The sequence below is a fragment of the Stenotrophomonas sp. 01N47 genome (assembly GCF_056399165.1).
Genome location: NZ_JBFTQU010000012.1, coordinates 32,977 through 54,288, shown reverse-complemented (window position 1 = coordinate 54,288; position 21,312 = coordinate 32,977). Strand labels below are relative to the sequence as shown.

The window sequence follows — 21,312 nt, the reverse complement described above, 5'->3', positions numbered from 1 at the left end:
TCATCACGGTTTATCCAGACAGCGACAGCGGGGAGGATGGTCCGCTCCCGTCTGGAATCCGTCCCATGTCCCACCGTGATGTTGTCTTTCCCGCCGGCCGGCAGGCGCTGTACGAGCGCAACCGCTATTCGCCGGCGATCCGATCCAATGGCTTCCTGTTCGTCTCCGGCCAGGTCGGCAGCCGTGAAGACGGTTCGCCCGAGCCAGACTTCGAGACCCAGGTCCGCCGGGCCTTCGAGAATCTCAACGCCGTGCTGGCGGCGGCTGACTGCACGTTTGACGACGTGATCGACGTGACTGTGTTCCTGGTCGACCCGGAAACCAACTTCGAAAAGGCCTGGGCGATCGTGCCCGAGTACTGGGGCCAAGCGCCGCACCCGACCCTGACCGGCATCGGCGTGACCTGGCTGTATGGGTTCCAGTTCGAGATCAAGGTGATCGCCAAGCTGCCCGCAGACCTGTAGTGCCGGCCGCTGGCCGGCAGCGCATTGCGCCAGCAGGGTTCATGGGATTGCCGGCCAGCGGCCGGCACCCCGGACACTCGCCTGAACGGAACACGCCGACAAATTCCCGAGGTGGCCATTGATATTGTATCCACCGAAAACCGCTTGCTAGCCTCCCCTCCATGCGCCGGATCGCCCGCCACCTTCGTTCGACCCTGCTGATGCTGCTGATGGCGGCATTCGTGGTCGTGCCGGTGGCTGATGTGCTGGCGTGTGCGGTGGAACCGCACGACAGCACCGTGGTGCATGTGGAAGCCGGTGCCGAAGATGCCGACGGTGACACTGACAACGACGGCAAGCACGCCGCTGCCTGCAGCCACAACCACTGCCACCACTCCAACCTGAGCCTGCCGGCGAGCACCTTCGCCGCCTTTGGCACGCCGCAACCGGCGCGCTGGACGAATGCAGGCGACGCGGCGACCTATGCGGTCGCCCAGGACGAACTGGCACGTCCTCCCCGGGCGTGAGTTGAGCGCGTCCCGCAATCGCGGGCTCCCGTTTCACTCACAACCGGAATCCCCCTATGTCGATCCTGACACGTCGGTCGCCGCGCGCGGCCGGGCTGGTCGTCGCCGTGCTGCTGGGCCTGATCCCCGCCGCACAGGTCGCCGCACAAGCCGCACCTTCGTACGACACCCTGCTTGAACGCCTGGACCAGCTGCCCGGCGCCCGCGTCGGCGCGGCATTGGCCGAGGCGGCCGACGCCCGCGCCGACCAGGCCCGGGCGCTGCCCAATCCATCCCTTTCCTGGTCCGCCGAAAACGCCTGGGGCACAGGCTCCTACGGCGGCATGGGCAGGGCCGACACCGTGCTTACCCTGTCCCAGCCGCTGGAGGTCTGGGGCCAGCGCGGCGCGCGCGTCCGCGCCGCCCGCGCCGAGGCACAGGCCGCTGCCCTGCGTGGTTCGCAGAGCCGCAGCGATGTCGCCAGCCAGTTGGCGGCGATCTACGCACAGGCGGAAGGCGCCCTGCGTCGCTACACGCTGGCCGAAGAAGCGCTGAGCCTCACCCGCGACGATGCGGCGGCGGTCACCGCGATGGTCAAGCATGGCCGCGAGCCGCAGTTGCGTGCCGTGCAGGCACAGAGTGAAGTGGCCAATGCCAGCGCCGCGCTGGATGAGGTGCAGGCCTTCCGCGATGCCGCGCTGGCCCGCCTGGCCGGTGCGGCCCTGCTGGATGCACCGGTGCAGACCATCGACAACAGTCTGCTCGATCGCGCACCGCCAGCACCGCGTGGTGCCACCGATGTGGCTCTGGCCGTGCGTGTGGCCGAAGCCGAAGTTGATGCGGCCGGTCGTCTGGTCGACGTCGAGCGCAAGCGCGCCCTGCCCGACCTCAGCGTTACCGCCGCGCAGACGCGTTTCCGCGAGGACCGCGAACAGGCCTACACGCTCGGCGTCAGTCTCTCGATCCCGTTGTTCGACCGCAATCGTGGTGGCATCCGCGCCGCCAGTGCCGAACAGCGCGCGGCCGAGGCGCGGTTGGACCAGCAGCGGCGCGACAGCGAAGCCGAACGCTTGTCGGCAGTGGCTGGCCTGAAGGCCGCCGGCAGCCGCACCCGCGCGGCCGACGAAAGCGTGGTCGCCGCCGAGGAAGCCTATCGACTGGCGCGCATCGGCTTCGACGCCGGGCGCATCTCGCAGCTGGAATTGCGCAGCACACGCAGTGCCCTCATCGCCGCCCGCGGCACCGCCGTGGATGCGCGCCTGTCGCGCGTCGGCGCGGAAATCGATCTCGCCCGCCTCGAAGGGCGCGCACCCTTTGTGGAGGCCCGATGAACCTGTCCCGTACTTTCCCACTGGTTGGCGGCTTGTTGCTGACTGCATTGCTGGCCGGTTGTTCCGGCAACGCAGAGGCCCCGGCAGTCTCGGAGCCCGCCGGCAAGGCAACGGCCGACGATGGCCATGGCCACGCCGCCGACAGCACCGACGCCAAGGCCGGAACCGGCAACGCGGCAGATGCCGATGAAGGCGTGGTGCAGCTGACGCCAGAGCAGATCAAGGCATCCGGCATCGACGTGGTGGCCGTCGGCCGTGGCGGCGGTGGTTCGACGCGGCTGTCCGGCCGGGTGGAACCGTCGATCAGTGCACGTGCCTCGGTCGCTTCCACCGTGACCGGTCGCGTGGAGCGCGTGCTGGTCGCACCGGGCACGGCAGTGAAGCAGAACCAGACGCTGGCGATCGTGGTCAGTGGCGAGGCGGCGGTGTTCCGCGCCAATGCGGTTGCCGCCGCCGCGGAGGCCGAGGCGGCGCGCCTGGCCCACGGCCGCGACAAGGCACTGGTCGAACAGGGCGTGGTCGCTCGCCAGGAACTGGAAACGTCGCGTGCGCGATCGCTGGCGGCGCAGGCGCAGGCCGCTGCCGCGCAGGCACAGGCCGCCGCCAACGGTTCGCCCGACAGCAGCGGCCGCGTGCGCGTCACCAGCCCGGTGGCCGGCATCGTCGGCAACGTGCAGGTCACGCCCGGCGGCGTGGTGGCGGCCGGCAGCCCGGTGGCCGACGTCGCCGATCCGTCGATGAACGAGCTGGTGTTCACCGCGCCACCGGCGCTGGCCGCGCAGGTCACGCCGGGCATGACGCTGGAAGTGACCGTGCCGGGCGGCAGCTTCAGTGCCACCGTCACCGGTTCGGCCGCCGATGTGCGCCAGCAGGGTGGCGTGGCGGTGATCCGTGCCATGCCGGTGGATGCCGCATTGCCGCCGGCCGGTTCGCCGGTGTCGGCGGTGGTGGTCACCGACGGCAAGGACGGCGCGTTGAGCGTGCCGGCTGATGCGGTACAGAACGTCGGCGGCAGCAGCGCGGTATTCGTCGCCGTCCAGGGCGGCTTCAAGGTGCAGCCGGTACTGGCCGGCCGACGTGCCGGTGACCGCATCGAGATTCTCGGCGGCTTGAACGGCGACGAACGCATCGTCGGCGCCAATGCGTTCCTGCTCAAGGCCGAACTGGCCAAGGGCGAAACCGAGCACGGGCACTGAGGACCTTCCATGTTCAAGCTCATCATTGAAACCGCGGTACGCCACCGCTGGCTGGTCGTGGCCCTGGCTGCACTCGTTGCCGCCGTGGGCCTGTTCCAGCTCGGCAAGCTGCCGATCGATGCGGTACCGGACATCACCAACCGCCAGGTGCAGATCAACACCGTGGCACCGGCACTGACGCCCGAGCAGATCGAGCGGCAGGTGACCTATCCGCTGGAAACCGCGCTGGCCGGCATCCCCGGCCTGACCACCACCCGTTCGCTGTCGCGCAATGGTTTCTCGCAGGTCACCGCGATCTTCACCGATGCCACCGACATCTACTTCGCCCGCCAGCAGGTGGCCGAACGCATGCGCGAGGCCGCCGAAGCGCTGCCCGAGGGTGCCTCGCCGATGCTGTCGCCGGTCACCACTGGCCTCGGCGAGGTGTTGATGTGGACGGTGGACTTCACCGCATTCGACCCTGCGAAGCTGGCCAAGCCGGGCGAAGCAGGCTGGCAGGCAGGCGAGGTCTACCGCACGCCGGAAGGCAACCTGCTGCGCACGCCGGAAGAACGCGCCACCTACCTGCGCACCGTGCAGGACTGGATCATCGCGCCGCAGATGCGCTCCAGCCCCGGGCTGGCGGGCGTGGACACCGTCGGTGGCTACGTGAAGGAATACGGCGTGCATCCGGACAGCGCGCGGTTGGCCGCGCATGGCCTGGGCCTGGCCGATCTGGTGACGGCCCTGCAGCGCTCCAACGTGCAGGCCGGTGCCGGCTTCGTGCAGCGCGCTGGCGAAGGCCTGGTGGTGCGTGCCGACGGTCTGGCACTGACCACCGACGATCTGGCACAGGCGCCGGTAGCCACCCGCAACGGCGTGGTGGTGCGGGTGGCCGATGTGGCCGATGTCGGCCTAAGCCGCGCACCGCGCCTGGGTGCGGCCAGCCGCAACGGCCATGAAGCCGTGCTCGGTACCGCGCTGATGATCGCCGGCGGCAACAGCCGCACCGTGGCCCAGGCGGCCGCCACACGGCTGCAGCAGGTGAATGCCTCGCTGCCGGCGGACATCGTGGCCGCGCCGGTGCTGGACCGCAGCGTGCTGGTCAATTCCACCATCAAGACCGTGGCCAGGAACCTCACCGAGGGTGCGCTGCTGGTGGTGGTGGTGCTGTTCCTTCTGCTCGGCAACCTGCGCGCGGCGACGATCACCGCACTGGTGATCCCGCTGTCGTTCCTGTTCGCGGTGATCGGCATGAACCGCTTCGGCATCAGTGGCAACCTGATGAGCCTGGGCGCGCTGGACTTCGGCATCCTGGTGGACGGCGCGGTGATCGTGATCGAGTCGACGCTGCTGATGCTGGGCCAGCGTCGTGCCGAACTGGGCCGCGCGTTGACCGCGATGGAACGCCTGCGCGTAGCGGCCGATTCGGCGCGAAAGATGGCACGCCCGGCAGCGTTCGGCCAGCTGATCATCCTGCTGGTGTTCGCACCGATCCTCACCCTGGAAGGCGTGGAGGGCAAGACGTTCCACCCGATGGCCGCCACGTTCATGCTGGCCCTGGTGGGTGCCTTCATCTTCTCCTTCACCTTCGTGCCGGCGATGGCCGCGCTGATGGTGCGCGAGCCGAAGCCGAAGGAAGGCGAGGCACACAGTGATGATGGCGAGCACGAAACGAAGCTGATCCGCGTGCTGCGTGGGCGCATCGAACCGATCATCCGCCAGGCCGTCGCGCGGCCGCGCGCAGTGATCGCCGGCGCAGCGCTGATGCTGCTGGTCGGCATTGGTTCGTTCGGCCTGCTCGGCCGCGAGTTCATGCCTACCCTGGATGAAGGCAACGTGGCGATGCAGGCACTGCGCGTGCCATCCACTTCGCTGGAGCAGTCGCTGGCGATGCAGCTGGCACTGGAGAAGGCCATCGCCCAGCAACCGGAAGTGGAAACGGTGTTTTCGCGTACCGGTACCGCCGAAGCGGCAATCGACCCGATGCCGACCAACATTTCCGACAGCGTGATCGTGCTCAAGCCACGTGCGGACTGGCCCGATCCGAAGCTGGGCAAGGAGGCGCTGGTGGCCCGCTTCGAAGAACTGGCCGGCCAGCAGCTGGGCAACAGCTTCGAGTTCAGCCAGCCTATCGAGCTGCGCTTCAACGAGCTGATTTCCGGCGTACGCACCGATCTGGCGGTGATGATCTTCGGCGATGACTTCAGCCAGCTGCAGAAGGTGGCCGACCAGGTGGCGCTGAAGCTGCGCGCGGTGGAGGGCGCGGCGGATGTGCGGGTGGAGCAGATTTCCGGCCTGCCCACGCTCAACGTCAAGATCGACCATGTAGCGGCAGCGCAGTACGGGCTGACCGCCGCCGACGTCAGCGATGCGCTGTCCACCGGCATCGGCGGCACGGCAGCCGGCAAGATCTTCGAGGGCGACCGTCGATTCGATGTGGTGGTGCGTCTGGATGACAGCGCACGCAACGACCCGGATCAGCTGGCCTCGCTGCCGATCGCCACGCCGGCCGGCGTGGTGATTCCGCTGTCCTCGGTGGCACGCATCAGCGTCAGCGAAGGGCCGAACCAGATCAGCCGCAACAACGGCAGCCGCCGGGTGGTGGTGCAGGCCAACGTGCGCGGCCGCGACCTCGGCGGATTCGTTGGCCAAGCACAGGCCGCCGTGGCCGACGTGGCGCTGCCGCCCGGTGCGTACCTGACCTGGGGTGGCCAGTTCGAGAACCTGCAGCGCGCGGAGAAGCGCCTGGCCACGGTGGTGCCAGTGGTATTCCTGCTGATCGGCAGCCTGCTGTTCATGGCCCTGCGCAGCGGCAAGGAAGCGGTGCTGGTGTTCAGCTGCGTACCGCTGGCGCTGGTCGGCGGCATCCTCGCCCTGCTGCTGCGCGGCATGCCGTTCTCGGTGTCGGCCGCGGTGGGCTTCATCGCCGTGTCCGGCGTGGCCACGCTCAACGGCCTGGTGCTGATGCAGGCGATCCGCGAGCGCCTGGACGCCGGTGACGTGCCGATGATGGCCGCGATCAACGGTGCATCCAGCCGTATCCGCGCGGTGCTGACCACCGCACTGGTGGCCATCGTCGGCTTCATTCCGATGGCGATCGCCAGTGGTTCCGGTGCGGAAGTGCAGAAGCCGCTGGCGACGGTGGTGATCGGTGGCTTGATCACCGCCACGGTGCTGACCCTGCTGGTGCTGCCGACCTTCGCTGCGCGGGTGGCCAAGCCAAGGGCGGTGGGGTGAAACATGACGGGGTCGGATCCTGCGATCCGACCCTGTTTTCCGATCCCCGGTAGTGCCGGCCGCTGGCCGGCAATGTCGAACGATTGCAGTGCGTGCAGGTTGCCGGCCAGCGGCCGGCACTACCTTGGAACGGTCAGGCCTTCCTGCGCTCGGCGATGTACGCTTGGATCTGCTGCTCCAGCACCGGCAACGGCACCGAACCCTGCTTCAGCAGCGTGTCGTGGAAGCCCTTGACGTCGAACTTGTCGCCCAGCTCCTTCTCGGCCTGCGCACGCAGGCGCACGATGGCGATCTCGCCGAGCTTGTAGCTCAACGCCTGCCCCGGCCAGGAAATGTAGCGATCCACTTCGGTGGTCACTTCGTGCTCACTCAGCGCCGTGTGGTCACGCAGGTAGGCCAGCGCCTGCTCGCGGCTCCAGCCCTTGCTGTGCACGCCAGTGTCGATCACCAGGCGCGTGGCGCGCCACATCTCGTAGGTCAGGCGACCGAAATCCTCGTACGGGGTTTCATAGATGCCCATTTCCACGCCCAGCTTCTCGCAGTACAGCGCCCAACCTTCGCCATAGGCGGAGATGTAGGCATTGCGGCGGAACTCCGGCAGCTTCTTCTGCTCGGCAGCGATGGCACCCTGCAGTGCATGGCCAGGGTCGGATTCGTGCAGGGTCAACGCCGGCAGGTTGTACAGCGGGCGCGACGGCAGGTTGTAGGTGTTGAGCCAATAGGTGCCCATGCCACCACGGCCGGCGGTCCAGAACGGCGCGATGTCTGGCGGCACCGGCACGATGGTGAAGCGCGCGCGCGGCAATGTCATGTACTTGCCGAGCTGGCCATCGGCGCGCTTGGAGATCCATGCGGCACGCGACAGCAGTTCTTCCGGCGTCTTGGCATAGAACTGCGGGTCGGTACGCAGGAAGGTCAGGAACTCGGCAAAGCTGCCCTTGAACTTCACCTGCTTGATGATGTCGTTCATTTCCTTCTGGATGCGTGCCACTTCATCCAGGCCGATGCGGTGGATCTCGTCCGGCGACAGGTCCAGCGTGGTGTATTCGTGGATCTGCTGCTTGTAGTACGCCTTGCCGTCAGGCATCGCTTCGGCGGCCAGGGTGGTACGTGCCTGTGGCACGTATTCGTTGACGAAGAAGGTGCGCAGTTGCTGGAACGCCGGCACCACCTTGCCGCTGATCGCCGCGCGGGCCTGTGCCTGCAGCTTGGCCTGCTCCGCAGCCGGGACGGTGTTGGGCAGCTTCTTGAACGGCGCGTACAACGGCGATTCGGTCGGGTCCTTCAGTTCGGCGACAGTGGCGATGGACACCTCGCGGCCATCGAGCACCGCACGCGGCACGCTGAAGCCGCGCTTCAGGCCGGCACGCATGTTCCCGGTCTGCTGGTCGAAGTAGCGCGGCACATCATTCAGGCGCGCGATGTAGTTCTGGTAGTCCTGCACGGTCTTCATTTCGCGCCGGGCCATGAAGGACAGGTTGGACCAGAACGAGGAGTCGGCGTTGAACGGCATCTCGTAGCCGCGCAGGCGCACTTCTTCGGCCAGGTTGAACACCTGGTCGCGGTAGATCGCGTAGTTGACCTGGTTGTCGGGCGAAAGGGTCTTCGGGTCGATCTTCTTCAGCGCGGCCAGGGTCTCGTCCCATACCTCCAAGCGTGCCTGCTGCGCGGCCGGGCCGACGTCGGGCATGCGGGTCGCGTTGGCCGGCGCGTCTTCGTCCTCGCTGGCCTCGCCGCCGCCTTGCTGGCGCCACTTCCATTCCTTCTCGTACAGCGCGCGGAAGGCGGCATCGGCGGGCGATTCAGTGGCCACGCTGGCCGGCGCGGTGGCGGTGGGCGGTGCGGCCAGGGCCACGGCAGGGGCAGACAGGGCGATCAGCAGGGCTACGGCAAGACGGGTTTTCACGAGCACAGGTTCCCGGGAAGGCAGACCCCGATCATGGCACCCCGCACCGCGCATGGCATGGGACGAAGGTCCTGCCTCAGTAGATCCACGCCATGCGTGGATGCTCCGGCCGCGGACGCATCGGGCCAACCAAGGTCGGCATCACCCAGGCACGGCGGCGCCTGCGTGGCCGCTCTGGTAGGTGCCAACCTTGGTTGGCACCCGGAGAAAACCAGCGCCAACCAAGGCTGGCATCTACCAGGGCGTCAGTGACTGGCCTTGTCCCGCTTCCAGCCGCGATGCTTGATGTCCAGCTGCAGGCTGTACAAGGCGGTGAACGCCGGGAACAGGTTCTGCAGCACGCCCACCGAGTCCTGCTTGGCCGAGAACAGGAAGTAGCTCAGCGTCATCAGGCTGCCGACCACGCTCATGTACCAGAACAGGCGCGGGATCACCGGCTTGCCGGCGCGCTTGGAGGCAACGAACTGGACCAGCCAGCGGCCACCGAACATCAACGCGCCGGTGTAGCCGATCAGCTTCCAGCCGGTCACATGCAGGCCGGTCCAGTACAACCAGGTGAGCGGCTGATCCAGCCAGTGAAGCTCCAGATCCATCAACGCTCCTCCACCGCAGTGCGCTTGCTGCGGGTGATCAGCCAGGCCACGCCACGCAGGTCACGGATGCCGACCAGCGCGCGGCCCAGGTTGTTGTACTTGGACACGCCGGCCGTACGGTGGCGATGGTTGACCGGCACGCTGGTGGTCCTCCAGCCGGCGCGCTGCATCAGCGCCGGCAGGTAGCGATGCATGTGGTCGAAGTACGGCAGATCGAGGAAGGCGTTGCGCTCGAACAGCTTGATGCCGCAGCCGGTATCGGGGGTGTCATCGCGCAGCATGCGCGCGCGGATGGCATTGGCCCACTTGCTGGCCCAGCGCTTGCTGCCGCTGTCCTGGCGGTTGACGCGCCAGCCGGCGAACAACTTCACCTGGGCATCGGCCGCATCACGGGCGTCCAGCAGCTTGGGGATGTCGGCCGGATCGTTCTGGCCATCACCGTCGAGGGTGGCGATCCACGGCGCACGCGCGTGCTTGACGCCGGTACGTACCGCGGTGCTCTGCCCGCTCTGCGAGACGTGGTGCAGCACGCGCAGCTCCGGCGTGGTGGCCTTCAGGCCCTGCAGCACGGCCAGGGTGTCATCGCGCGAATGATCGTCGATGTAGACGATCTCGAACGGCAGCCGTCCGCGCAGTGCAGCGGTGATTTCGGCCACCAGGGGCGCGACGTTGTCGCGCTCGTTGAATACGGGGACAACGACGGACAGCTCGGGTTGGCTCATGGGGGGACTCGGCCAAGGAGGGACAAAGACCGCGCATTTTCCGAAGCCGAGGTTATCCGAAGATGAATCCGGCGGCGTGAGGATCGGTTTTCAGGCGCGATCAGCAAAATACTCGCGGCACCACTGCACCACCGGCGGCAGGCCCTGTTCGATCGGCATGACCGGTTCGTAGCCAAATGCGTCATGTGCGCGCCGGGTATCGGCCATCGTGCGCACCATGTCACCCGGCTGCATCGGCTTGTAGACCTTCTGCGCGGGGCGACCGGCGGCCTGCTCGATCACGCCGATGAAGCGCTCCAGCTCGACCGGCGTGTGGTTGCCGAGGTTGAACACCCGGTGCGGCACCGGACCATCAGCCGGATGCGCGAGGGCGCCGAGAATACCGGCCACGATGTCGGAGACATGTGTGAAATCGCGCTGCATGCGGCCTTCGTTGAACACATCGATCGAACGGCCAGCCAGCACCGCGCGCGAGAACAGCAGCGGCGCCATGTCCGGCCGGCCCCACGGGCCATACACGGTGAAGAAGCGCAGGCCGGTGGCACGCAGGCCATACAGCTGTGCGTAGGTGTAGGCCATCAGTTCATTGGCGGCCTTGGTGGCGGCGTACAGCGAGCGCGGCTGGTCCACGCGCTGGTCTTCGGAAAACGGCGGCGTGGCCGAATCGCCGTACACCGAACTGCTGGACGCATACACGAGATGCTGCACGCCACGGTGGCGGCACAGCTCGAGCATGTTGACGAAGCCGACCAGGTTGCTGTCGACGTAGGCATGCGGGTTTTCCAGCGAATAGCGCACGCCGGCCTGCGCGGCCAGGTGGATCACCGCGGTCGGCTGCACTTCCTCGAACAGCGCGGCCAGGCCGTCGCGGTCGGTCAGGTCCAGCGTGCGCAGATCCAGCGTCGGGCACAGCGCGGCCACGCGGTCGCGCTTGATCTGTGGGTCGTAGTAATCGTTGAAGTTGTCCAGGCCGACCACCGACTGGCCCGCATCAAGCAGGGCACGAGCGGTGTAGGCACCGATGAAGCCGGCAGCGCCGGTGAGCAGGATGGTCATTGCGGTGAGCCTGGAATTCAACGGTCAATTCAGTAGTGATGGCGTCTGATGGTACGCGCAGGGCCTAGAACAGGCCGAAACGCTTCTTGGCCACATTGGTGCGCCCCGGCTGGATGACATCCTGGATGTTCTTCGCATCGAAGCGGTCCAGCAGGGTTTCCGAGTCCTTTTTCAGCTTCAGGTCCATCTCTTCCGGGTACAGCGGCACGATCGCCATGAACTCGATGGTGGTGCCGTCTTCCAGCGCCAGCGTGCCGAAGTCGTCCGGGGTCGTGACCGGCGGCAGCACGATGGCCCCATCGAACCCCACGCCCGGTGCATAGGGCTCGGACGGATGGCCGTTGGGAATGGTGTGGCCGAAGCCCAGCCAGGTGTCGTACTCGTGCGGCAGCCGCGCCAGGGTCTTCAGCAGCCGCACCGGCCAGTAGTTGCGCTCATCCTCGAAGGCATCCTGGGTGATCGGCCAATCCGCCGGCAGGGTCACCATCAGTTCCATGTGCCGGGGGGCGTCCACCTCGTCGGGCACGGCCATCGGCAGATCGCTCATGCCCGAGGTCACCAGCCGCAGGTACGGGCACTCGTCGGTGGCGGGCACCACATGCACGTCGATGTGCACGATATCGGAGATGATTTCATGGAAGACCCCGGAGATCGGGCCCAGATGGCGCTCGATGTGCGCGCTGATCTCCTCGATGTGCGACTCGCCCTGGGCCGGGGTGAAGTCCTTCTCGCGGCTGTGCACGAGAATCGGGCTGCCGCCCGGGCTGACGTCGTCTACTTCAATGGTCATGTCCTGCTCCCTGGATGAGCCACGGGGCGGAGCGGCCCACCTGCGGTGGACGACGCGGCCTCCGGCACGCGCGGCGGTGCGTTCCCTGCAATCGACGGCACACGGCAGGAACAGGCCGTGCGCCCATGAAGATGCGCCGGGGTCAGCCCTGGCGCGTGCGCAGCCGCTCCAGCACGCCATCGAGCGTGTCCAGGTTGGCGTAATGGATGATCAGCTTGCCCTTGCCGCCGCGGCCATGATTGATGGCAACGGAAGTCCCCAGCACTTCGGACAGCTCGGTTTCCAGCGAGGCGATATCGGCCTGCTGCACCTTGGCCACCGGCTGCGGACGGTTGCTCGGCACCTTGCCGGCGGCAAACGCCTGCGCACGGCGCTCGACCTCGCGCACCGACCAGCCTTCATCGGCCGCTTCCTGGGCCAGCTTGCTGGCCAGTTCCGGGGCCAGCGTCAGCAGCGCGCGGGCGTGCCCCATCTCCAGCCGGCGCGTTTCCAGCAGCAGGCGGATGGCGATCGGCAGCTCCAGCAGGCGCAGCAGGTTGGACACCGCCGCGCGCGAGCGGCCGACGGCCTCGGCGGCCTCGGCATGGGTCAGGGTGAATTCGCTGATGAGGCGCTGCAGCGCTTCGGCTTCTTCCAGCGGGTTGAGGTCTTCGCGCTGGATGTTCTCGATCAGCGCCATCGCGATGACGGTGCGGTCTTCCAGCTCGCGCACCACCACCGGCACTTCGTCCAGGCCGGCCAGCTGCGAGGCGCGCCAGCGACGTTCACCGGCAACGATCTCGAAGTTGCCTGCCGGCAGCTGGCGCACCAGGATCGGCTGGATCACGCCCTGCGACTTGATCGAGTCGGCCAGTTCGGACAGCTTGCCCTGGTCCATCTCGCGACGCGGCTGGTACTTGCCCGGCTGCAGCTGGCCTACCGGCAGCTTGCGCAGCACTTCACCGGGCAGCGGCTCGATCACCGCCGTACTGGCCTGCACCTGGCTGACCGCGCCCTTCGGACCGAGCAGTGCGTCCAGGCCGCGGCCGAGGCCTCGCTTCTTGGCTGCAGGCTTGCTGCTGGTCATCAGACGGTCTCCACGGCCTTGGTGGCCTTGTTGCGTTCGTTGTTGCGACGGATGATCTCGCCGGCCAGGCCGAGGTAGGCCACGCCGCCGCGCGAAGCACGATCGTAGCCGACGATGCTCTGGCCATGGCTGGGCGCCTCGGCCAGGCGCACGTTGCGCGGCACGATGGTGCGGAACACCCGGTCGCCGAAGTGCTCGGTGAGCTCGGCCGACACGGCATTGGCCAGGTTGTTGCGCACGTCGAACATGGTGCGCAGCACGCCTTCGATCTCCAGCGCCGGGTTGAGGTTGGCACGCAGCGCTTCGATGGTTTCCACCAGCGCGCTCAGGCCTTCCAGTGCGTAGTACTCGCACTGCATCGGCACGATCACCGAATCGGCGGCGGCCAGTGCGTTGAGGGTCAGCAGCGAGAGCGCCGGCGGGCAGTCGATCAGGATGTAGTCGTACTCATCGCGGATCGGTGCCAGTGCGCGCTTCAGGCGCTGCTCGCGCTCGCTCTGCGCCATCAGCTGGATCTCGGCCGCGGTCAGGTCGATGTTGCCCGGCAGCAGGTCGTAGCCTTCGGCGGTCTGCACGCGCACGTCGGCGGCGCTGGACTCGCCCAGCAGCAGGTCGTAGGTGGAGGAGACCAGCTCGCGCTTGTCCACGCCACTGCCCATGGTCGCGTTGCCCTGGGAATCCAGGTCGACCAACAGCACGCGCTTGGGTGCGTTGGCCAGGGAAGCGGCCAGGTTGACGGCGGTCGTGGTCTTGCCGACGCCACCCTTCTGGTTGGCGATGGCGATGATGCGGGCCATGCGGGTGTGCCTCGTCGACGTGTGCTGGGACCGGTCATTATGCGTACAACCGGGCCCGTGCGGAAATCGTGGATCGCCAACCGCTTGTTCCACAAGGGGCGGGCGGCGGGGTTCAGGGACCTGTGACGGTGACCAGATGGCGTTCACCGGCCAGGCCGGGCACGCTCAGCGGGACCACCTCGCGCACCTGCCAACCGGCCGGCAGCGCTGCGATCTCCTCATGCGGGTAGACGCCTTTCATGGCCAGCAACACGCCGCCGGGGCGCAGCAGGTGACCACCGACGCGGACGATGCCGGCCAGGGTGTCCATCGCGCGCGCGGTCAGCTGGTCGTAGCTGCCCGGCTCGGCCAGCGCTTCGGCGCGCGATTCGGCCACGCGGGCATTGCCCAGGCCCAGCTGGCGCACGGCCTCGCGCATGAAGCGGGCCTTCTTGCCGTTGCTTTCCACCAGGGTGACCTGCAGGCCCGGGCAGGCGATCGCCAGCGGGATGCCCGGCAACCCGGGGCCGGTACCGAGGTCGGCCAGGCTGCCATCGGCCACGAACGGCTGCATCGCCAGTGAATCGAGCAGATGGCGGGTGACCATTTCCTGCGGATCGCGGATGGCGGTGAGGTTGTAGGTGCCGTTCCAGCGGTGCAGCAGCGCCAGGTAGCGCAGCAGCGGCGGGGCCAGCTCGGCGGCCAGGCCCATGCTGGCCAGGCCCTGCTGCAGCGTGGTCGCTACGCCGGCGGGAAGATCGTGTTCGCTCATGCCGGCATTATCGCCGGTTTTCGCCGTTGATTCGCCGATTCACTGCGGATACCAGGCCAATGCGGCGCGGAATTGTCCGCTGGCCTGCCATTCGTGCAGGTGCCAGCGCGCGGCCTCGCCCAGCTCCGGGTCGCACCAGCGCAGGTGCAGGGCGCCATCGTCGGCCGGGGCCAGCTGCAGGCGGTGGAGGCCGAAGGAAATGCCCTGCCCGTGTGCCTTCAGCATCGCTTCCTTGGCACACCAGACGCGGAAGAACCAATGTTCGCGGTCGGCCTCGTCCAAGCCTTGCAGCCACGCCACTTCGTCGGGATGGAAGAAGCGCTGGATGATTTCCAGCATGCGCGGGCGCGGCCGCAGCAGTTCCAGGTCCACGCCCAGCCGCACGCCCTCGCCCAGCGCTACCAGCAGCACCTCGCCGCTGTGGCTCCAGCCGGTGCCGTAGTGGGCCAGCGCGCCGCTCAGTTCCGGCCGGCCCTTGTCGTCGCGCACCAGCGGCAGCGCATCCGGCTCGCCCCCCAGGGCCTGTGCCAGCACCTGCCGGGCCTGCGGCTCACCGCGCTGGCCGGGGACATGCGGGCAGCGCCAGACGGTAACCGGACCAAACCGCCAGGGGCCCTCAAGGGTGGCTGGCAGGCTCATCCGCACGCGCCCGTCACAGGATTGCACAGCGGGTTCACGGCACTGCGCGTCAACTGGACTCGGTTATCCACCGGAGAGTCGATCATGGGCATCATCATCTGGCTGATCGTCGGCGGCATCGTCGGCTGGCTGGCAAGCATCATCATGAAGCGCGATGGCCAGCAGGGCATCATCCTCAACATCGTGGTGGGCATCGTCGGCGCACTGATTTCCGGCTGGCTGTTCGGCGGCGGCATCAATGAAGCGATCACCCTGCGCACGTTCCTGTTCTCGCTGATCGGCGCGGTGATCCTGCTGGCGATCGTCAACCTGTTCACCCGCAAGAGCATACGCTGACGGCGTGGTGGTGTCGGCCGCAAGCCGGCAAACGCATCAGGACGGGGCCCGGCATCGCCGGGCCTCGTTGTTTCAGCCCAGCTGTACCCACGCCGGTGCGTGATCGCTGGGGCGTTCCCAGGTGCGCGGCTCGCGGTCGATACCCGAGGCCACCGCACTGACCTTCAGCGCATCGGAAACCAGGGTGAGGTCGATGCGCAGGCCGAGGTTGCGCCGGAAACCCGCTGCGCGATAGTCCCACCAGCTGAAGGTGCCGGCCTCATCGTTGTGCAGGCGGAAACCATCGTGCAGGCCCAGCTGCAGCAGCTTGTTCAGTGCGCCGCGCTCGGCAGTGGAGGTCAGGATGTGGTTGTCGTTCCACACCTCCGGGTCATGCACATCGCGCGCATCGGGGGCGATGTTGAAGTCGCCCATCACGATCAGCTTCGGATGCCGCTGCAGTTCTTCGGCGATCCACACGTGCACGGCTTCCAGCCAGCGCAGCTTGTACTCGTACTTGTCGGTGCCCACGTCCTGGCCGTTGACCACGTACAGATTGATCACCCGCAGGTCGCCGAAGGTGCCGGCGATGACACGCTTCTGCTCGTCCTCGAAGCCGGGAATGCCGATCTGCACGTCCTGCGCCGGCTCGCGCGACACCAGCGCCACGCCGTTGTAGGTCTTCTGCCCGGCGAACACGCTGCGGTAGCCGGCGGCGACCAGCGCCGAGTCCGGGAACTTGTGGTCCTCCAGCTTGGTTTCCTGGATGCCGACGATGTCCGGGCCGAAGTCCTTGAGCCACTGCTCCAGGTGCGGCAGGCGGACGTTGAGCGAATTGACGTTCCACGAGGCGATTTTCATGCGGGCATTCTACCCGGGTGGGCTTTGGTAGAGCCCGACCTTGGTCGGCGCTTGGGGTTCACGCGCGCCAACCAAGGTTGGCCCCTACCGGAACCGGCCGCACGGGTTGGCCCCTAGCGGTAGTGCCGGCCGCTGGCCGGCAGCTGCAGGTCCCCGCCGGAGGGTCATGAAGTTGCCGGCCAGCGGCCGGCACTACCACTGGTTGCACGCCCTGCCTGGATTCATCGCAGCAGCAGTTTCAACAACCCCGCAATCTTCGAATACGGCGGCCGCAGCCGATCACTGGCCGCCCAGCGCGACTGCCACAGCACCGGCAACAGCTTGCTCATCGCATCAAACCCGGCCCGCCCGTGGTACGCGCCCATGCCACTGGCGCCCACCCCACCAAACGGCAAGCCATCGGCGGCGAAGTGCAGCAGCGTGTCGTTGACCGTGACCCCGCCGGCCAGCACCTGGCCGAGAATGCGCTCCACCGTGGCCGTGTCATGGCTGAAGGGATACAGCGCCAGTGGCCGGTCGCGGGCCACGATGTCGGCCAGCGCTGCATCCAGGTCCGGATAGGCGCGCACCGGCAGGATCGGGCCGAAGATCTCATCGCGCATCAGGTCCAGGTCATCCGGCGGGTCCAGCACCACGGTCGGCACCAGCAGCCGCTCACGGTCAGCACGCGCCTCATCCACCTGCGCCAGCGGAATCACCGGCACCCCGCGTTCGCGCGCCTGCGCCAGATAGCCCTGCAGGCGCCGGTACTGGCCCTCATTGATGATCCGCGTGTAGTCGTCGGCATCGCTGAAATCACCATAGCGCTCGCGCACCTGCTGCTGCAGTGCCTGCACGAACTCACGCTGGCGCACGCCGTCGATCAGCACGTAATCCGGCGCGATGCAGGTCTGGCCGGCGTTGAACCACTTGCCGGTGGCCAACCGCGCGGCGGCTTTGTCCAACGGGAAATCGCGGCAGACGATCGCCGGCGACTTGCCGCCCAGTTCCAGCGTCAGCGGCACCAGATGCTCCGCCGCCGCCGCCATCACCTTGCGGCCGACCGCGGTGGAACCGGTGAACACGAGGTGGTCCAGCGGTAGCGAAGACACCGCCGCAGCCATGTCCGCCCCACCCTGCACCACCGCTACGCGTTCGGGCGGGAACACGCTGGCCAGCAGATCGGCCAGGAACGCGCTGGTGCGCGGGGTGTGCTCCGAAGGCTTCAACAGCACATGGTTGCCAGCGGCAATCGCGGTGGCCAGCGGCACCAACGCCAGCGTGACCGGATAATTCCACGGCGAGATCACCCCGACCACGCCCAGCGACATCGGCCGCAGCTGCGCGCGCGCCGGCCATAGCTTCCAGCCAGCCGATGCCCGCTGCGGCTTCGACCAGCGCCGCAGGTGGCGGCGCAGGTGGTCGATGGCCGAAAGCACGCTCATGCCATCGGCCAGCTTCGATTCGACATGGGCACGATGGCCGAAGTCCTCGGCGATGGCCGCAGCCATTTCGTCCAGGCGGTCCTTCAACGCCGCGCGCAGGCGACGCAGGTCGGCTTCGCGCTGGTCCAGCGAAGGACGCTGGGCCTGCCAGGCGCTGCGCAGGGTGTGCAGGATGGCGGGGAGGTCGGCTGGGGCGGTGGTGGTCATGGGCCGACTATACGGCGTGCTGTGCAATGTAATGGTAGTGCCGGCCGCTGGCCGGCAGCCTCATGGATCTCCGGCAGACATCGTGCAGTTGCCGGCCAGCGGCCGGCACTACCAGGGTGCGGGCCGGATAAGCGCCCCCACAAACAGAAAGGCCGTGGTATGCACCACGGCCTCTCCTTCATTCGATGAACATCATTCTTACTTGGTGATGTCCACGTTCTTCGTCTCGCGCAGGAACAGGCCGCCAATCACCACCGACATCAGCGCGATGATGATCGGGTACCACAACCCGTAGTACAGGTTGCCGGTACCGGCCACCAGCGCGAACGAGATCGCCGGCAGGAAGCCACCGAACCAGCCGTTTCCGATGTGGTACGGCAGCGACATCGAGGTGTAGCGGATGCGGGTCGGGAACAGTTCGACCAGGTAGGCGGCGATCGGGCCGTAGACCATGGTCACGTACAGCACCAGCAGCCACAGCATCAGGATCGTGCCGGCGTAGTTGATGCGCGAACCATCAGCCTTGGCGGGATAACCGGCGCCGGTCAATGCCGTCTTCAGCTCGGCACCGAACGCGTCGGCCTTGGCCTTGCCTTCTTCCTTGGTCAGGCCAGCGGCCTCGTACGAGGTGACGCTGGCGCTGCCCACGTTGACCATCGCCAGCGAACCGGCAGCGGCCGGCTGCACGTCATAAGGCACACCGGCCTTGGTCAACGCAGCGGTAGCCACGTCACAGGAGCTGGTGAACTTGCGCAGGCCAACCGGATCGAACTGGAACGAGCAGGTGGTCGGGTCGGCCACGACCAGCGCCGGCGAGCTGCTGCGGGCTTCTTCGATGGCCGGGTTGGCGAAGTGGGTCAGGCCCTTGAAGATCGGGATGTAGGTGATGGCGGCCAGCAGGCAGCCGGCCAGGATGATCTTCTTGCGGCCGATACGGTCGGACAGCCAGCCGAAGAAGATGAAGAACGGCACGCCCAGCGCCAGCGCGGCGGCGATCAGCAGGTAGGAGGTGGTGGCATCGACCTTCAGCATGCTGCTGAGGAAGAACAGCGCGTAGAACTGGCCGCCATACCAGACCACCGCCTGGCCCGCTGCGGCGCCGAGCAGCACCAGCAGCATCAGCTTCAGGTTGCCGCCCTTCAGGCTGTCACGGAACGGCGTCTTGGAACCCTTGCCCTCCGACTTCATCTGCTGGAACAGCGGCGACTCGCTCAGCTGCAGGCGGATCCACACCGACACGCCCAGCAGCACGATCGAGACCAGGAACGGAATGCGCCAGCCCCAGGCTTCGAACGCTTCGTTGCCGAGGAAGTAGCGGCAGGCGAGGATGATCAGCAGCGACATGAACAGGCCGAGGGTGGCCGTGCACTGGATGAAGCTGGTGTACAGGCCACGCTTGTCGTCCGGCGCGTGTTCGGCCACGTAGGTCGCCGCACCACCGTACTCGCCGCCCATGGCCAGGCCCTGGGCCAGGCGCAGGATGATCAGGATCACCGGCGCGGCGAAGCCGATCGAGGCGTAGTTGGGCAGCACACCGACCAGGAAGGTCGAGATGCCCATGATCAGGATGGTGACCAGGAAGGTGTACTTGCGGCCGATGCGGTCGCCGAGGCTGCCGAAGAAGGCAGCACCGAACGGGCGCACGAAGAAGCCGGCCGCGAAGGCCAGCAGGGCGAAGATCATGCCCGTGGTTTCATTGACGCCACTGAAGAACTGCTTGGCGATGATCGCGGCAAGCGAGCCGTACAGGAAGAAGTCATACCATTCGAAAACGGTACCCAGGCTGGACGCGAAGATGACCTTCTTGTGTCCCTGGGTTAGTTGGGCTTTCGCCGGTGCAGGTGTTGTGGACATGGGAAGCTTTCCCTCTGTAGGTGCCGACCTCGGTCGGCACGCAGTCTAGGTAGGTGCCGACCGTTGGTCGGCACTCGATCTCTGTAGGTGCCGACCCTGGTCGGCACTCCTTTAGAAGCTGTACTTCGTAGTGAACTGCAGACGGGTGATATCGCCCTTGTTGCCGTTCTCGATCTCGCGCTTGCCGTACATCAGCTCGGCACCGACATCGACCTTGGGCAGCGGCGAATAGAAGATATTGCCGCGGATGCTCTGCACGCTCTTGGTCACCAATGGGCCGAGGATGCTGTCGTTGTCGTAGTCGCTGCGCGCGTAGATCAGGTTGGTGCGCAGCTTCGGCGAGAACGCATGGCGCCAACCGACATAGCCGGCGATCACACCGGTCGGGTTGAGCTCGTCACGGGCCACGTCATAGGCCGAATCGGCGGTGATGCCCAGGCCGATGTAACGGGCGATGCCCTCGCCACCGGTGAACTGGTAGTGCAGCGAATCGCTGTCACCCATCACCCACTTGCCGCCCAGGGTCAGGCCACCGGCCACCTTGTCGGCCTTTGCGCCGGTGGCCTGGTTGTCGACCTTCAGCTGACGGACGATACCGCCAACACCGAACGTGCCCCAGTCACCCTTCCAGCCATAACGCAGGGTCAGGTCCGGCAGGCTGCCGCGATCGGAATTGGCGCTGGCATTGGTCCAGGCGCCGGTGACCGGATTGCGCGTACCGGTGAGGGTGGTCGTTTCCGGATTCTCCAGCGCGACGCTGAAGCCGCCCTGGGTGTAACGCACCTGCGCCTGGCGCACGAAGATCACGCCATCGGTGGGGCCGACGAAGTCGACCGCTTCCGGCAGCGATGCCGCATCCATGAAGTTCGACCAGGTCTGGCCGGCCATCCAGTTGTTCCAGTACATGTACGCATGGCGCAGGGTCACGCCATAGGTGTTGGTGGCGGTCTGGTTGCCCAGCGAGTTGCCGAAGAAATCCATCTCGAAGAACGCGCCGGCCTTGTTGCCCGACTCGCTGACGTTGTCGATGCCCAGGTTGAAGCGCGAGAACTTGGCGTGGGCGTTGTAGTCCACGTCCGAGCGCTTGCCGCTGCCGCCGGCGCCTTCCACCGGGGTCTGCCCGGGCAGGTACAGCGAGCGGCCGGTGGCATCGTCGGCCAGCTGGCCATCGCTGGTCTGGGTGGCCAGGAAATCGGCCTTGATGAAACCGCCGATCTTGACCGTGGTGCCCGGCGCCGCGCCGGGGGTGATGGTGGTGACCTGGATCGGCTGCTTGCCCGCAGGCACCGCCGGCTTCTGTTCGGCCTGCAGCGTGCGGACGTCGGTGACCGCCTGCTGGGTCTGCACGATCTGGGTCTGTTGCTGCTGCTGCGAGGCCAGCAGCGCCTGCACCTGCCTCTCCAGTTCGGCGACGCGTGACTCCAGTGCCTTCTCTTTGGCGGTCTCGGCGAACGCCATGCCCGGTGCGACCAGGGCGACCAACAGGCAGGCCGCCAAAGGTGTGCGCACGGCTTTCAACGTACGGTGGCTCATGTTGCCCTCTCTCCCAAGTGGCAAGGTGATGCCGCGCGTGGGGCACGGTCGAGCCGAGACTGCGGGGCGTTTGCACGCACCGGCTATTGGCCATTGGTCGAAC

Annotated in this window: 19 protein-coding genes; 6 read left to right on the top strand and 13 right to left on the bottom strand. The window is 67.1% G+C overall.

The genetic code is table 11. The features are described from left to right. The first annotated feature begins 65 nt into the window (after nt 1–65). From AC1DKR_RS19135 to AC1DKR_RS19115, 5 genes are all read left to right on the top strand, one after another. Nucleotides 66–464, top strand: coding sequence for a RidA family protein (locus AC1DKR_RS19135; protein ID WP_478034485.1), 399 nt, complete (start codon nt 66–68; stop codon nt 462–464). A 161-nt stretch (nt 465–625) separates the two neighbouring features. Beyond that, nucleotides 626–970: a hypothetical protein gene (locus AC1DKR_RS19130; RefSeq protein ID WP_032976781.1), complete on the top strand. Its 345-nt coding sequence runs from the start codon at nt 626–628 to the stop codon at nt 968–970. 56 nt (nt 971–1,026) lie between these two features. After that, a complete protein-coding gene (locus tag AC1DKR_RS19125; protein ID WP_478034483.1) occupies nt 1,027–2,280 on the top strand; it encodes a TolC family protein in 1,254 nt (417 codons plus the stop codon). Continuing rightward, nucleotides 2,277–3,476 (top strand): efflux RND transporter periplasmic adaptor subunit, encoded by a 1,200-nt coding sequence (locus tag AC1DKR_RS19120; RefSeq protein ID WP_478034481.1) that lies wholly within the window; start codon nt 2,277–2,279, stop codon nt 3,474–3,476. The genes AC1DKR_RS19125 and AC1DKR_RS19120 overlap by 4 nt, the downstream gene beginning before the upstream one ends. A gap of 9 nt (nt 3,477–3,485) precedes the next feature. Further along, the gene (locus tag AC1DKR_RS19115) at nt 3,486–6,695 is read left to right on the top strand and encodes an efflux RND transporter permease subunit (RefSeq protein ID WP_478034479.1); all 3,210 of its coding nucleotides are present in this window, start codon (nt 3,486–3,488) and stop codon (nt 6,693–6,695) included. A 133-nt stretch (nt 6,696–6,828) separates the two neighbouring features. Here AC1DKR_RS19115 and AC1DKR_RS19110 read toward each other — a convergent pair whose 3' ends face one another. The 9 genes from AC1DKR_RS19110 to AC1DKR_RS19070 all read right to left on the bottom strand — a co-directional run bounded on the left by AC1DKR_RS19110 (nt 6,829) and on the right by AC1DKR_RS19070 (nt 15,015). Further along, nucleotides 6,829–8,601, bottom strand: coding sequence for a DUF885 domain-containing protein (locus tag AC1DKR_RS19110; protein ID WP_478034477.1), 1,773 nt, complete (start codon nt 8,599–8,601; stop codon nt 6,829–6,831). Nucleotides 8,602–8,846: 245 nt separating this feature from the next. Then, the gene (locus tag AC1DKR_RS19105; RefSeq protein ID WP_025878793.1) at nt 8,847–9,194 is read right to left on the bottom strand and encodes a lipid-A-disaccharide synthase N-terminal domain-containing protein; all 348 of its coding nucleotides are present in this window, start codon (nt 9,192–9,194) and stop codon (nt 8,847–8,849) included. Next, complete coding sequence (locus tag AC1DKR_RS19100; RefSeq protein WP_312786729.1) at nt 9,194–9,916, bottom strand: glycosyltransferase family 2 protein; 723 nt, start codon at nt 9,914–9,916, stop codon at nt 9,194–9,196. Before AC1DKR_RS19100 ends, AC1DKR_RS19105 begins: the two co-directional genes overlap by 1 nt. A gap of 90 nt (nt 9,917–10,006) precedes the next feature. After that, complete coding sequence (locus tag AC1DKR_RS19095) at nt 10,007–10,972, bottom strand: NAD-dependent epimerase/dehydratase family protein (RefSeq protein WP_025878791.1); 966 nt, start codon at nt 10,970–10,972, stop codon at nt 10,007–10,009. A gap of 64 nt (nt 10,973–11,036) precedes the next feature. Beyond that, a complete protein-coding gene (locus AC1DKR_RS19090; RefSeq protein ID WP_032976777.1) occupies nt 11,037–11,762 on the bottom strand; it encodes a suppressor of fused domain protein in 726 nt (241 codons plus the stop codon). A 142-nt stretch (nt 11,763–11,904) separates the two neighbouring features. Next, complete coding sequence (locus AC1DKR_RS19085) at nt 11,905–12,828, bottom strand: ParB/RepB/Spo0J family partition protein (protein WP_025878789.1); 924 nt, start codon at nt 12,826–12,828, stop codon at nt 11,905–11,907. Continuing rightward, nucleotides 12,828–13,625 carry a ParA family protein gene (locus AC1DKR_RS19080; RefSeq protein WP_025878788.1) on the bottom strand — a complete coding sequence of 266 codons (798 nt, stop codon included), beginning with the start codon at nt 13,623–13,625 and terminating at the stop codon, nt 12,828–12,830. Before AC1DKR_RS19080 ends, AC1DKR_RS19085 begins: the two co-directional genes overlap by 1 nt. 112 nt (nt 13,626–13,737) lie before the next feature. Next, complete coding sequence (rsmG, locus tag AC1DKR_RS19075) at nt 13,738–14,376, bottom strand: 16S rRNA (guanine(527)-N(7))-methyltransferase RsmG (protein ID WP_033832551.1); 639 nt, start codon at nt 14,374–14,376, stop codon at nt 13,738–13,740. Between the two features lie 39 nt (nt 14,377–14,415). After that, nucleotides 14,416–15,015: a 4'-phosphopantetheinyl transferase family protein gene (locus AC1DKR_RS19070; protein WP_032976775.1), complete on the bottom strand. Its 600-nt coding sequence runs from the start codon at nt 15,013–15,015 to the stop codon at nt 14,416–14,418. Nucleotides 15,016–15,099: 84 nt separating this feature from the next. Here AC1DKR_RS19070 and AC1DKR_RS19065 point away from each other — a divergent pair, with 84 nt between their 5' ends. Beyond that, nucleotides 15,100–15,351: a GlsB/YeaQ/YmgE family stress response membrane protein gene (locus AC1DKR_RS19065; protein ID WP_025878785.1), complete on the top strand. Its 252-nt coding sequence runs from the start codon at nt 15,100–15,102 to the stop codon at nt 15,349–15,351. Nucleotides 15,352–15,423: 72 nt separating this feature from the next. Here the strand turns inward: AC1DKR_RS19065 and xth are convergent, their stop codons facing one another. From xth to AC1DKR_RS19045, 4 genes are all read right to left on the bottom strand, one after another. Beyond that, the gene (xth, locus tag AC1DKR_RS19060) at nt 15,424–16,191 is read right to left on the bottom strand and encodes an exodeoxyribonuclease III (protein ID WP_312785773.1); all 768 of its coding nucleotides are present in this window, start codon (nt 16,189–16,191) and stop codon (nt 15,424–15,426) included. Between the two features lie 221 nt (nt 16,192–16,412). Further along, entirely contained in the window at nt 16,413–17,822 is a 1,410-nt protein-coding gene (locus AC1DKR_RS19055) for a coniferyl aldehyde dehydrogenase (protein ID WP_312785774.1), read from the bottom strand. Nucleotides 17,823–18,020: 198 nt separating this feature from the next. Next, entirely contained in the window at nt 18,021–19,676 is a 1,656-nt protein-coding gene (locus tag AC1DKR_RS19050) for an MFS transporter (RefSeq protein WP_025878778.1), read from the bottom strand. Between the two features lie 111 nt (nt 19,677–19,787). Then, nucleotides 19,788–21,209 (bottom strand): DcaP family trimeric outer membrane transporter, encoded by a 1,422-nt coding sequence (locus AC1DKR_RS19045; RefSeq protein ID WP_025878777.1) that lies wholly within the window; start codon nt 21,207–21,209, stop codon nt 19,788–19,790. Between the last annotated feature and the right edge of the window lie 103 nt (nt 21,210–21,312).